This window comes from Mycobacterium sp., from assembly GCF_049683355.1.
In the GTDB taxonomy this organism is placed as follows: Bacteria; Actinomycetota; Actinomycetes; order Mycobacteriales; family Mycobacteriaceae; genus Mycobacterium.
The window spans coordinates 23,644-36,098 of the sequence record NZ_JBAUJB010000018.1 but is presented as its reverse complement, the minus strand read 5'-3'; the positions used below and the strand labels follow the sequence as shown (position 1 = coordinate 36,098).

The 12,455-nt window shown below is 68.4% G+C and carries 14 protein-coding genes; 10 read left to right on the top strand and 4 right to left on the bottom strand.

Features of this window, described 5'->3' with window-relative positions:
* Nucleotides 1–129 (top strand): hypothetical protein (locus WA944_RS01115; protein WP_526646115.1); only part of this gene is annotated, 129 nt, incomplete at its 5' end.
* A gap of 156 nt (nt 130–285) precedes the next feature.
* A complete protein-coding gene (locus WA944_RS01110; RefSeq protein WP_526373875.1) occupies nt 286–804 on the top strand; it encodes a DUF1707 domain-containing protein in 519 nt (172 codons plus the stop codon).
* Here the strand turns inward: WA944_RS01110 and WA944_RS01105 are convergent.
* Nucleotides 749–2,245: a potassium/proton antiporter gene (locus WA944_RS01105; RefSeq protein WP_526373876.1), complete on the bottom strand. Its 1,497-nt coding sequence runs from the start codon at nt 2,243–2,245 to the stop codon at nt 749–751. The genes WA944_RS01110 and WA944_RS01105 overlap by 56 nt on opposite strands.
* Before the next feature lie 69 nt (nt 2,246–2,314).
* Here WA944_RS01105 and WA944_RS01100 point away from each other — a divergent pair, with 69 nt between their 5' ends.
* From WA944_RS01100 to WA944_RS01065, 8 genes are read left to right on the top strand one after another with little or no spacing between them, the layout of a single operon-like run.
* Entirely contained in the window at nt 2,315–3,052 is a 738-nt protein-coding gene (locus WA944_RS01100; RefSeq protein WP_526373877.1) for a potassium channel family protein, read from the top strand.
* 43 nt (nt 3,053–3,095) lie between these two features.
* The gene (locus tag WA944_RS01095) at nt 3,096–5,975 is read left to right on the top strand and encodes a Na+/H+ antiporter subunit A (protein WP_526373878.1); all 2,880 of its coding nucleotides are present in this window, start codon (nt 3,096–3,098) and stop codon (nt 5,973–5,975) included.
* The gene (locus WA944_RS01090) at nt 5,972–6,430 is read left to right on the top strand and encodes a Na(+)/H(+) antiporter subunit C (protein WP_526373879.1); all 459 of its coding nucleotides are present in this window, start codon (nt 5,972–5,974) and stop codon (nt 6,428–6,430) included. Before WA944_RS01095 ends, WA944_RS01090 begins: the two co-directional genes overlap by 4 nt.
* 11 nt (nt 6,431–6,441) lie before the next feature.
* Nucleotides 6,442–8,028, top strand: coding sequence for a Na+/H+ antiporter subunit D (locus WA944_RS01085; RefSeq protein ID WP_526609117.1), 1,587 nt, complete (start codon nt 6,442–6,444; stop codon nt 8,026–8,028).
* Complete coding sequence (locus WA944_RS01080) at nt 8,025–8,561, top strand: Na+/H+ antiporter subunit E (RefSeq protein WP_526373880.1); 537 nt, start codon at nt 8,025–8,027, stop codon at nt 8,559–8,561. Before WA944_RS01085 ends, WA944_RS01080 begins: the two co-directional genes overlap by 4 nt.
* Nucleotides 8,528–8,833 (top strand): monovalent cation/H+ antiporter complex subunit F, encoded by a 306-nt coding sequence (locus WA944_RS01075; protein ID WP_526646112.1) that lies wholly within the window; start codon nt 8,528–8,530, stop codon nt 8,831–8,833. The genes WA944_RS01080 and WA944_RS01075 overlap by 34 nt, the downstream gene beginning before the upstream one ends.
* A complete protein-coding gene (locus WA944_RS01070; protein WP_526373882.1) occupies nt 8,830–9,168 on the top strand; it encodes a cation:proton antiporter in 339 nt (112 codons plus the stop codon). Before WA944_RS01075 ends, WA944_RS01070 begins: the two co-directional genes overlap by 4 nt.
* Nucleotides 9,169–9,193: 25 nt before the next feature.
* On the top strand, nt 9,194–9,988 hold the full coding sequence (locus WA944_RS01065) for a class I SAM-dependent methyltransferase (protein ID WP_526373883.1): 795 nt from the start codon (nt 9,194–9,196) through the stop codon (nt 9,986–9,988).
* Between the two features lie 6 nt (nt 9,989–9,994).
* Here WA944_RS01065 and WA944_RS01060 read toward each other — a convergent pair whose 3' ends face one another.
* Genes WA944_RS01060 through sodC form a run of 3 tightly spaced genes read right to left on the bottom strand, consistent with a single transcriptional unit; the run spans nt 9,995 to nt 12,450 of the window.
* The gene (locus WA944_RS01060; RefSeq protein WP_526373884.1) at nt 9,995–10,627 is read right to left on the bottom strand and encodes an LON peptidase substrate-binding domain-containing protein; all 633 of its coding nucleotides are present in this window, start codon (nt 10,625–10,627) and stop codon (nt 9,995–9,997) included.
* Between the two features lies 1 nt (nt 10,628).
* On the bottom strand, nt 10,629–11,771 hold the full coding sequence (locus WA944_RS01055) for a glutamate--cysteine ligase (RefSeq protein WP_526373885.1): 1,143 nt from the start codon (nt 11,769–11,771) through the stop codon (nt 10,629–10,631).
* The gene (gene sodC / locus WA944_RS01050; RefSeq protein ID WP_526609110.1) at nt 11,752–12,450 is read right to left on the bottom strand and encodes a superoxide dismutase[Cu-Zn]; all 699 of its coding nucleotides are present in this window, start codon (nt 12,448–12,450) and stop codon (nt 11,752–11,754) included. Before sodC ends, WA944_RS01055 begins: the two co-directional genes overlap by 20 nt.
* Nucleotides 12,451–12,455 lie beyond the last annotated feature (5 nt).

Below are 12,455 nucleotides of genomic sequence, written 5' to 3'. Positions count from 1 at the left end.
GCGATGCGCCGGTCCATCGACGCGGCCGACGTCACCGCCGCCGACGTCGCCGCAGCCCGCGAGGCGGTGCGGCCGTCGCTGGACCCGGCACAGGTCAACGCGCTGCGGGACTTCGCCGACACCCACTAGCTGCACGCTGCGTTGAGACTGCGCGGGCGGCGCGAAGCACTCACACTTTTGCGCCAACGATTCAGTCTCAACGCGATCGAAATAGATCTTGACAGCGACTAGTTGCTGTCGGCATAGTCGAACTAGTCAATGTCAAGATTTGGAGGGAGCATGGCCATGGATCTCCGCGACTCCATCACCCCCAGCCTGCGCGCCGGCGACCACGACCGGGAGTCCGTCGCGACGCTGCTCGGGCAGGCCCTGGCCCAGGGGTATCTGGACATGGGTGAATACGAGAAGCGTCTGCAGGCGGCGTTCGCCGCGCAGACCACCCCGGAACTGCGCGACCTGACGTCGGACCTACCGCTGGCGCAGTTGCGGCGCAGCGATCCCCGTCGCCGGGCCGCCCGGCGCGAGGCCGCTCGCCGCGGTGTCGCGTTCCACCTCGCGGCGTATCTGGCGATGGTCGTCATCGTGCTCGCCGTGTGGCTGGTTGTCGGGCTGACCGCCGGCACCTGGTACTTCTGGCCGGTCTGGCCGATCCTCGGGGCGGGCATCGGCGTCGTCGCGCACGCGGTTCCGGTCACGTTCGCGCTGCCCGTCGGCTGCGCGCGTCTGACGCCGGAACGGCGGATAGTGGCTAGCCCGGTTCGCCGTACTCGTCGAACCAGTACGCCAGCTTGCCCCGCCGGCTGACTGCCCGCAGCCGGCGCTCAGCCAGGTCGCGTGTCGTAGAGGTGGTCACGATCAGCAGCTCGTCGTCGACTTGCAGGCGGGTGACGGGCTGTGGCACAAACGAGTGGCCCGCCCGGATGATCAGGGTGATCACACTGGGATCCGGCAACTGCAGCTCTAACACGGTGACGTTGTGCAGCCGGGACCCCGGTGACACCGTCATGGTCAAGAGCTCGGCATCGAGGACGTCCAGCGGCGCTGCGTCCACCTGGATCTCTCGGGTGGCGTCGCGCGGTACCAAGCGCAGCCTTTCGGCGACGAAGCGCAGACTGGGCCCCTGCACCAGCGTGAACACCACCACGAGGATGAACACGATGTTGAGCAGCCGCCCACTGTCGGGAACGCCCTCGACGACCGGATACGTCGCCAGCACGATGGGCACCGCGCCGCGCAACCCCGCCCAGGAGATGAAGGCCTGCTCCCGCCACGGGACACGAAAACCGCTCAGCGACAAGATGACAGACGCCGGCCGGGCAACGAGCAGTAGTACCAGTCCGACGACGACCGCAGGCACGATATCGCCGACCAGCTGACTCGGCGATACCAGCAGCCCCAGCAACACGAACAGCCCGATCTGGGCCAGCCAGCCCGATCCCTCGGCGAAGGATCGGGTCGCCGAACGGTGCGGCAACCCGGAATTGGCGAGGACCACGCTGGCCAGGTACGCCGCAACGAAAGCGCTGGCATTCGCGGCGCCGCCGGCCGCGAACGCCAGCATGCCCAGGCCGAAGGTCGCCAGTGGGTACAGCCCGGCCGCGGGCAACGCGATCCGCCGCAACGCCATGGCCCCGAGGAAGCCGCACGCCAACCCGATCAAAATGCCGACGCCGAGGTTGTAGACCAGAGTCACCACGATCCGCGCGGGCTCCAACTCGAGGGGCGTGGTGACGAACAGCAACACCAGGATGACCGCGGGCGCGTCGTTGATGCCCGACTCGGCCTCGAGCATCCCGCCGACCCGCCGCGGCAGCGGGACCACGCGCAGCACCGAGAACACCGCCGCGGCGTCGGTGCTGGACACGATCGCCCCCAGCAGCAGCGCCAACTGCCAATTGACGCCCAGCAACAGGTGCACACATGACGCCGTGACCAGCGTGCTCACCCCGACCCCGACCGTGGCGAGCACGCTGGCCAGTGCAAGCACGTTCCGGATGTCGGTCAACCTGGTGGTCAGACCGCCTTCGACGAGGATGACACCCAGCGCCGCGATACCGAGGTTCTGAGCGAGTTGGGCATCGTCGAAGTTCAAGCCGAGGCCCGACTCGCCGACGAACACCCCGACCCCGAGGAACAGCAGCAGACTGGGCAGACCGACACCGCTCGCCAGCCGGGTCGCGATGATGCTCGCCAGCAGCACCAGGCCGCCGATGAGCAGCGCGACGTACAGCTGGTGCAGGCTCAAGTCGACCTCGTTCCCAGTTGTGCCGCAGCTAGAATCCGCGTCAGTATTTCAGGCCTCGAGGAGCCAACCATGCGGATAGCGGTCGCCGGAGCCGGTGCGGTCGGCCGCTCGGTTGCCACGGAGTTGGTTGACTACGGCCACAAGGTGCTGCTGATCGAGCAGAACATCGCGCGGTATGTGCCGGCGTCCGTGCCCGGCGCCGACTGGTTCCTGGCCGACGCGTGCGAGCTGTCCTCCCTCGAGGAGGCCGAACTACAGATCTGCGATGTCGCGATCGCCGCCACCGGAGACGACAAGGCGAATCTCGCGATGGCGCTGCTCGCCAAGACGGAGTTCGGCGTGGGCCGGGTCGTCGCCCGCATCAATGACGCCCACAACGAATGGCTGTTCACCGCGGCGTGGGGCGTTGATGTCGCGGTCTCGACGCCCTTGGCGATGGTCGCGGCGGTCGAGGGCGCGATCGACGTCGGTCACCTGGTGCGTCTGATGGCACTCGGCAGGGTGGGTCCGGCCAACGTCGCGAAGTTCAAGCTGCCGGAAGGCAGCCCGCTGGTCGGCCAGCGCGTGGACGATTTGCGGATGCCCGCCGGCAGCGCGTTGGTGGCGGTACTGCGTACCAAGCGGCTGATCGTCGCCGAACCATCGCAGATTCTGCAGACCGGCGACGAATTGCTTTTCGTCGCCGCATCCGAGGCCGAAGACCAGATCCTGGCGATGGTGCAGGGCGGCCGGGGCGCGCCGGGTGCACCGACCCATGTCCAGCCCGCGCCGGGAGAAGGAGCCGGAAAGGGTGCTCCCGTAGACTGACCACGCCAGCTCACCAGCGCACCCCCGCGAACCCCCGGAGTTCATGCTCGCGATACTGCTTGCCCACGCGGTCGCCGCCGCGGTGGCACCGGTCCTGGTGCGACGGTGGGATCGTCGGGCCTTCTATGTGCTCGCCCTGGTACCCGCCGGCTCACTGATCTGGGTCGCGATGAACTGGCCCGGCGCCGGCCATCAGGCCCGGGTTGATATCCCGTGGGTGCCCGAGCTTTCCATGAACATCGCGCTGCGGTTTGATCCGCTTTCCGCTGTGATGAGCCTGATCGTGCTGGGCATCGGGGCGCTGGTGCTGTTGTACTGCACCGAGTACTTCCAACATCCCGACGGCCGTCGGGAGGACCGACTGCCCAGCTTCGCCGCCGAGCTGGTGGCCTTCGCGGGCGCGATGTTCGGCCTCGTCACCGCAGACAACATGCTGCTGCTCTACGTGTTCTGGGAACTCACCACAGTGCTGTCGTTCCTGCTGGTGGGCCACTATGTCGAGCGGGCGACGAGCCGTCGGGCGGCCATGCAGGCGCTGCTGGTCACCACCGCCGGCGGGCTTTCCATGCTGGTGGGCATCATCGTGCTGGGCACCGTCTCGGGCACCTATCTGCTCTCCGAGCTCGTCGCGGCACCTCCCGGAGGCATCGCGGTCAGCGTCGCGCTGGGCCTGGTACTGGTGGGGGTGGTCAGCAAGTCGGCACTGGTGCCACTGCACTTCTGGTTGCCCGGCGCGATGGCGGCGCCGACCCCGGTGAGCGCGTACCTACACGCGGCGGCGATGGTGAAGGCCGGGGTGTACCTGGTGGCCCGGCTGACGCCGGGATTCGCGGATGTGCCGCCGTGGCGGCCGACGGTCGTGATCCTCGGCTCTCTGACGTTGATCATCGCCGGTTGGCGGGCGCTGCGCGAATACGACCTCAAGCTGGTCCTGGCCTACGGCACGGTGAGTCAGCTCGGGATGATCACCGTGATGGTCGGCACCGGCGGCGGTGACATGATGCTGGCCGGGCTGGCGTTGCTGTGCGCGCACGCGATGTTCAAGGCCACGCTGTTCATGGTGGTGGGGATCATCGACCACGCCACCGGCACCCGCGACATCCGGCACCTTGCCGGGCTGGGTGCCCGCAGCCCGGCGCTGCTGGTCATCGCGGCCGCCGCGGCCGCCAGCATGGCCGGACTGCCGCCGTTCTTCGGTTTCGTCGCCAAGGAAGCCGACTTCGAGACGTTGTTGCACAGCGAGGCGCTCGGCGCCAGCGCGCCGTTCGTGCTCGCCGCGATCGTGTTCGGCTCGACGTTCACCTTGATGTACAGCCTGCGTGTGGTGTGGGGCGGGTTCGCCCGCAAGGGCGAGTCCGAACCGTCCCGGCTGGTGGCTCAGATGCACCGGCCGTCGGCGGTGTTCCTCGCCCCACCCGCGGTGCTGGCCACCGCCGGTCTGACCTTCGGCGTGTTCCCGTCCCCGATCGATTCGGCGCTGAGCACCTACGCCCGCACCTTGCCCGGCGGCGTCGACTACCACTTGGCGCTGTGGCACGGCTTCGGCCTGCCGGTGGTGCTGTCGGCCTTGGTGATCGCAGTGGGCACGGCCGCCTTCTTCGGTCGTCGCCGACTACCCCGCGTCCGAAGCCGCTGGCTTTCGCTGGGCGACGCCGACGAACGCTACGACAGCGTGGTCCGTGCCGCAGACCGCCTTTCGCTGCGGGCCACCGGGGTGACCCAGCGCGGGTCGGTTCCGGCGATCCAGGCGACCGTGATGGCCACGCTGGTGGTGCTGCCGATCACCATGCTGGCCTGGGGCGCACGCGATCGAGTCGAGTTCCGCCCGTGGGACTCTCCGTTGCAGGCCGTGATCGGGCTGTTGATCATCGCGGCGGCGCTGGGGGCGACGGTCACCCGCAACCGGCTGGCGGTGGTATTGCTGATCAGCCTCACCGGGTACGGCACCGGTGTGGTGTTCGCGTTGCACGGCGCGCCGGATCTCGCGCTGACGCAGTTTCTGGTGGAGACGGTCCTGCTGGTGGTGTTCGTCCTGGTGCTGCGAACGCTGCCGGCCGAAACGGATGCCGCGACGGTCAAGCGGCTGCGGTGGTCGCGCGCGGCGCTGTCCCTGGCGGTCGGCGCGACGGTGGTGACCGTGGCGGCGTTCGCGATGGCCGCCCGCAGCACCGTGCCCGTCTCCACGCTGCTGCCCGACGCGGCGTACTACCGCGGTGACGGGTCGAATGCGGTCAACGTGATCCTCGTCGACATCCGCGCCTGGGACACCCTCGGCGAGGTCTGCGTGCTGCTGATCGCCGCGACCGGGGTGGCCTCGATGGTGTTCCGCCACCGCCGGTTCGGTGCGGCGCCGCGTGTGCCCAGCCCCCGCCGGACCACCGAGAGCCCGTCCGACCAATCCCGCCCGTCCCCCTCCATCCTGCTGCGGGGGAATGTCTTCCGGGAACCCGGTGAGCGTTCGCTGGTCCTCGAGGTCGCCACCCGCCTGGTGTTTCCACTGATCATGGCGCTGTCGTTGTACTTCTTCTTCACCGGTCACAACACCCCCGGCGGCGGGTTCGCCGGCGGGCTCACCGCGGGCGTGGCGCTGACGCTGCGCTACCTGGCAGGCGGTCGTTACGAACTGGGCGAGGCGCTGCCCTTTGACGCCGGCAAGGTGCTGGGCGCCGGATTGACGCTGGCCGCGGGCACCGCGGTGGTGTCGCTGTTCCTGGGCGCCCCGGTGCTGTCGTCGGCCACGCTGGAGGCCACGCTGCCGGTGCTGGGTGATGTCAAGCTCGTGACCTCGTTGTTCTTCGATGCAGGAGTGTATTTGATCGTGGTCGGTCTGGTACTCGACATCCTGCGCAGCCTCGGTGCGCGGCTGGACGAAGAGATCGGCCGGCAACCGGCGGCTTCGGCGCCGGAAGCGGGAACCGCATGAGCCCGTCTCTGGTCGGCCTCGTCGCCATCGGCGCGATGCTCAGTTGTGGTGTCTACCTGGTCCTCGATCGGAGCTTGACCCGGATGCTGCTCGGGGTGCTGCTGATCAGCAACGCCGTCAACCTGCTGCTGCTGATCACGGCCGGCCCGTCGGGCAACCCGCCGGTACGCGGACGCACCGTCGCCGACCGCGAAACCATCGCCGACCCGCTGGCGCAGGCGATGATCCTGACCGCCATCGTCATCACGATGGGTGTGGCCGCGTTCATGCTGGCGCTGGCGTACCGCTCGTATCAGCTCACCACCGCCGAGGAGGTCGGACGGGACCCCGAGGACGTTCGGGTCGCAGAGCGTAGCGAGGACGATCACCGCGACGTCGTGACGCAGCGACCAGCCCGCGCTGCAGACCAGAGGGCCGACCTGGACGAGCTGCCCGACGAGGAGGCCGAGAAGTGAGCGCGGCGGCGATGCTGATCCCGCTGCCGGTGCTGATCCCGATGCTGGCGGCAGCGGCCACCCTGATCGCCGGCCGCCGGCCCCGGCTGCAACGGCTGATCACTCTGGTCGCACTGTCGGCGGTGCTGGCCGTCGCGGTGGCGCTGCTGTTCCTCGCCGATCGCGGGGACACGCTGGTGGTGCAGGTAGGCGGGTGGGGTCCGACGGAGCAGGGGCTCGGACCGCTCGGCATCTCGATGGTGGTCGACCGGCTGTCGGCGCTGATGCTGGTGGTGTCGTCCATCGTGTTGCTGACCGTGATCCTGTTCGCCATCGGTCAGGGGATGCGCGACGGTGACGACCGTCAGCCGGTGTCGATCTTCGCCCCGACCTACCTGGCGTTGGCGGCCGGGGTGTCCATCGCTTTCCTGGCCGGCGACCTGTTCAACCTGTTCGTCGGATTCGAGGTCCTGCTGGCGGCCAGTTTCGTGCTGCTCACCGTGGGCGGCAACACCGCGCGGATTCGGGCCGGCGTCGTCTACGTCATGGTCTCGATGGTGTCGTCGATGATATTCCTCACCGGTGTGGCGCTGGTCTACGCGGCGGCGGGCACGGTCAACATGGCCGAGTTGGCGGTCCGTCTCGACGACGTGAGCCCGGGTACCCGCAGCGCGCTGTTCGCGATCCTGATGGTCGCCTTCGGCATCAAGGCCGCGGTGTTCCCTCTGTACGCGTGGCTACCGGACTCCTATCCGACGGCTCCGGCACCGGTGACGGCAGTGTTCGCCGGCCTGCTGACGAAGGTCGGGGTGTACGCGATCATCCGGACGCACACCCTGTTGTTCCCCGATGTGGGGCTGAACCCGGTGCTGCTGGTGGCGGCGCTGGCCACCATGCTGCTGGGTATCTTCGGCGCGATCGCGCAGAACGACATCAAGAGGTTGCTGTCGTTCACTCTGGTGAGCCACATCGGCTACATGATCTTCGGGGTGGCGCTGGCCACCCAGTTGGCGCTGTCGGGCGCGATCTACTACGCCGCACACCACATCATCGTGCAGACCACGCTGTTCCTCGTCGTGGGTCTGATCGAGCGCCAGGGCGGTGCGGCGACGCTGAGGAGGCTGGGCGGCCTGGCCACGGCCAGTCCGCTGCTTGCCGCCCTCTATCTGATCCCGGCACTCAATCTCGGTGGGATTCCTCCGTTTTCAGGGTTCATCGGCAAGGTGGCGTTGCTGGAGGCCGGCGCGGCCGACGGTGCGGTGCTGGCCTGGACCCTGGTGGGCAGCGGCGTGGTGACGAGCCTGCTCACGCTGTATGTGATGGCACGGGTTTATGCGAAGGTCTTCTGGCGTCCGCGCGCCGAGGCACCCGAAGGTCAGCTCGCGATGGCGGCGCCCACCGCCTTGATCGCCGACGGTGGCGGCGATGTCGAGTTCAACGACCGCGCCGACGTAGGCAGGATGCCGGTCGGCATGGTGGCGCCCACCGTCGCCCTCATCGGCGTGGGCCTCGCGCTCACCGTGTTGGCCGGACCGATCTTCGCCTACAGTGAGCGCGCCGCCGGCCAGTTGTTCGATCGGCAGAACTACGTCAGCGCCGTACTCGAGGGGCCGTCATGACTCGCAAGTACTGTCTCCGCATCGGGCTGGTCTGCTGGATGACAGTGGTGTGGGTGATGTTGTGGGGCACCGTCTCGGCCGCCAACATCCTGGCCGGGTTCGCGGTCGCGCTGCTGATCACCGTGCTGTTGCCGCTCCCCGTGGTGCCGGTGCAGGGCCGACTGCATCCTTTGTCGCTGCTGCGACTGCTGGGGCGGGTAGTAATCGATCTGATCAAGGCCAGCACCCAGCTCGCCTGGCTCACCGTGCGGTCCGGGCCGCCTCCGCAGAGCGCACTCGTGCGGGCTCCGCTGTCGGTGAAGTCCGACCTGACGCTGGCGCTCATCGCGGCGATCCTGACGCTGATTCCAGGCACCATGGTCGTCGACATCGATCAGGCCCGGCGAATCCTGTACGTCCACATCCTGGACGTACGGGCAGACGGCGCCATTGCGGATTTCTACAAGCAGCTGGCCCATCTCGAGAAACTGGTCATCGCCGCCTTCGAACGGGAGCACGAATGGCGGCCTGCGGCGCAGGAGGCGACTCCGTGAACGTGATCTGGGCAGCCAGCGCCGTCATCCTGGTGACCGCTGCCGCCATCACCATGTACCGGGTACTGGCCGGGCCGAACACCATGGACCGGCTGGTGGCCACCGACACCCTGATCGCCGTGGTGATGTGCGGGTTGGCGACCTGGGCCGCCTTCAGCCTGGACACCACCGTGAAGTACGGCATCGTCGCCCTGTCGTTGATGAGTTTCGTCGGGTCGGTCAGTGTGGCGCGCTTCCGGGTTCCCGACGAGAACGGACCGCCGCAGCCATGAACGCCATCGACGTGATCTCAGGACTTCTGGTGCTCGGCGGCTCAGTGTTGGCGCTGACCGCAGCCATCGGCGTGGTGCGGTTCCCGGACACGCTGTCGCGGATGCACGCCGCATCCAAGCCTCAGGTTCTCGGCCTGCTGCTGGTGCTGGCCGGAGCGTCGATCCGGTTGCGCGGCAGCGTCGACGTCGGCGTGCTCATCCTGGCCGGCCTGTTCACCGTGATCACCGCTCCGGTGATCGCGATGCGGGTCAGCCAGGTGGTCTATCGCGAGAGCACCTACCGCAAAGACCTGATGACCGTCGACGAGCTGGGCGACAAGCGTCCGGAAGGCTGACCGTGGCCGACCGCCGACGCACTGCATGATTTGGGCCCCGACAGGGAACCCGGCCATAGTGACTCCTCGAGGCAGTGACGCACCCGTCCGCGAAGGCCCCTGCCTGGATGCGGTCGACGCGGCAAAGGTGAGAGCGGCGGAGTTGGCGTCCCGCCGTCCGATGGTCGCCGATCCGTATGCCGGGGCGCTGCTGGACGGACTGGGCGTCGCCGGTCGCGACGAAGATTGCGACCCGGAGTTGTCGGCGGTGGTCGCCGCCCGCACGAAGTGGTTCGACGAGTTCCTCGTCGCCGCCGGCGCCGGGGGGCTGGCGCAGGTCGTGGTCCTGGCGGCGGGCCTGGACACCCGGCCGTGGCGCCTGCCCTGGCTGGCCGACACCGTCGTCTACGAGGTCGACCGCCCGCACGTGTTGGCCTACAAGAGCGAGACCATGCGTGCGGCGGGCGAGAACACCCGGATCGAATACGTTCCGGTCCCGGTGGCCGCGGATGTGGACTGGTCGAAGTCGTTGCGCGCGGGCGGGTTCGACCCATGCGAGCCGACGGTGTGGGCGGTGGAGGGAGTGCTGCCCGCGCTGCCCGACGGCGCCTGGAACCCGTTGTTCGACCAGATCTCGCTGCTCAGCACGCGGGGCAGCCGGATCGCCGTGGACGCCGGCGAGCCGACGGTGGAGGACATCGGCAACGCGCTGTGTTGCCGCGGGTGGGAGATCACCGCCTTCGACGCCCGCGCACTGATGGGGCGCTACCACCGCGAAACCGGCCACACCGGCCGGTTGCCTTCCACCGCGGGCGGCTTCATCGAGGGCCGGCTGGGTTGAGCAACCTCACTCGGACAGCTGGAACTCCACCATCGCGATGACGGTGTCCACCGCCTCGGAAAGTGCCACCACCCGATCGGCGGCGGTCGGGGCCGCGAGCACCGCGTACTTGTCGGCCTGACCGATCGGGAGCCGGGTGGCCAAGGCGTACAACCACTTCGCGGCGTCACCGGATTCGTCGGCGCCGAGCACGATGTCGCGCGCATTGACCTGTACGCCGCGCACCGCGGCGATGCGCTCGAACAATCCCACCATCCGGTCCTCGATGTCGCGGATCGCGGCCACGTCGACGGGATCGCCGGGCGCGTCCGGCCACAACTCGACCGCCGCCTGGGGGTACGGATTGTCGGGCTGCCACTCCAGCACCCGAAACCGCTCCCCTATGACACATTTCAGCCGGCAGCGGCCCGCACCCAGGTCGGCGTGCTCGGTGATGTGGGCCAGCGCACCGACGTCGCTTCTGCTGTCCCCGCCGCCGACCTCCCGGCCTGCTTCGATCAGCACCACCCCGAACGCGGGATCGTCTGCAGCCAGGCAGGTTTGCACCAGTGCCGCGTACCTCGGCTCGAAGATCCGCAGCGGCAACTCCTCGCCGGGCAGCATCGCCACCTCGAGCGGGAACATCGGCAGCGTCGGCACGTCACACCACCAGTTCGGCGACCAGCGCGTCGACGACGGTACGCAGGTCACCGTCGTGTTCCTCGGCCACCCGGCGCTGCCGCTGATAGGACGCACCGACGCGGTAGATGTCGGCGACCCGGGCGAGTTCGTTGACACACGACAGCGATTCCGCCACCGGCACAAGCCGTTCCAGCAGGTTGTCCAGATCCTCGGTGACGAGCCGTTCGTTGCTGTCGGCGTCGCGGATGATGATGGCGTCGAGCCCGTAGCGGGCCGCTCGCCACTTGTTCTCCTGGACATGCCACGGCGGCATCACCGGCAGCGCCTCCCCGGCGTCCAGGCGCCGGTCCAGGTCGACGATCAGGCAGTGTGTCAATGCGACCAACGCCGAAAGCTCGCGAAGGTTCGACACCCCGTCGAAGATCCGGACCTCGATGGTCCCCAGATGTGGGGAAGGCCGCACATCCCAACGGATCTCGTTCATGTGGTCGATGATGCCGGTCTTCTTCTGGTCACCGACGAAACGTTCGAACTCGCGCCACTCCTGGAAGTGGAAGGGCAGACCGGCGGTCGGCAGCTGCTGGAACATCATGGCGCGGTTGCTGGCATAACCGGTGTCCTCGCCCTCCCAGAACGGAGACGACGCCGACAGTGCCAGCAGGTGCGGATAGTGGTTGAGCATCGAGGTGACTATCGGCATCACCTTGTGGGCCGAGGACACCCCGACGTGGACGTGCACACCCCAGATCAGCATCTGCCGACCCCACCACTGGGTGCGTTTGATCAGCTCTGCGTAGCGCGGGTTGTCGGTCAGCTTCTGCGCCGACCAGTTCGCGAACGGGTGGGTGCCCGCGCAGAACAACTCCATGCCGCGTTCCCGGACCACGGTGCGCACCGGACGCAGCGTCGAGGCCAGATCGTCCATCGCCTCGCCGACGTTGTCACAGATGCCCGTGACGATCTCGACGGTGTTGCGCAGCAGTTCCTTGTGCACATGCGGGTTCTCGCCGAGCTCGGCGATCACGGTGGCGGCTTCGTTGCTCAGGTCACGGGTCTCGGCGTCGACGAGCGCGAACTCCCATTCGACGCCCAGGGTCGGCCGGGCCGACCCGACAAAATCGATGCGGCTACTCGCCTCGCGGTCAGGACCCCGTGATGACACCGCAAGCCACCCGTGCTCCGGCGTCGCCGGTCGCCAGGGTGGTCTGATCCGGCGGCGGATCACCGTTGACCTGCTGGTAACGCTCTGGCGGGATGTTGGCGAAGTTGTCGGCGTCCTCGTGGATGATGATCGCGGTTCCGGTGCCGCCCAGCAGTTCCTCGGCGGTGAACGCGTCGGTGGTGGTCACCAGCATCGCCGAACCGTCTTCGCGTACCTGCAGCGAGGACAGGTCACCGCTTGCGGGGTGTCCACTGTGGCCCGGCACCTGCAGATGGCCCCCGGCGGAGGCGAAGTCGGCGGGAGCACCGCCGGTCGGCGCGACGGAGTCGGCCTCGCACGTGCCGATCGAATGGATGTGCATTCCGTGGAAGCCGGGGGCGAGCTCACCGGCGACGGTGGTCTGCACGGTGACCGTGGCGTACCCGTCGGAGAACTCGATGTCGGCGGTGGCGATGGTGGTGCCGTCAGGCAGATTCAGGTCGGCGGTGAGCGTCTCACCACTGGAACCCTCCTGCGCGCCCCCGCCCTGCTCGCCGGGAGAGGCCGACGGCGACGGCGAACCGGTCCAGACCGACGGCGTGGTTCCGGGCGTGTCGGCGATGGGTTCGTTGGGACTGCAGGCGGTCAACGCGAGAGCGGGCACGGCGAACAAGGTGACGGCGGCGACGGTCCTGAGCATGTGCA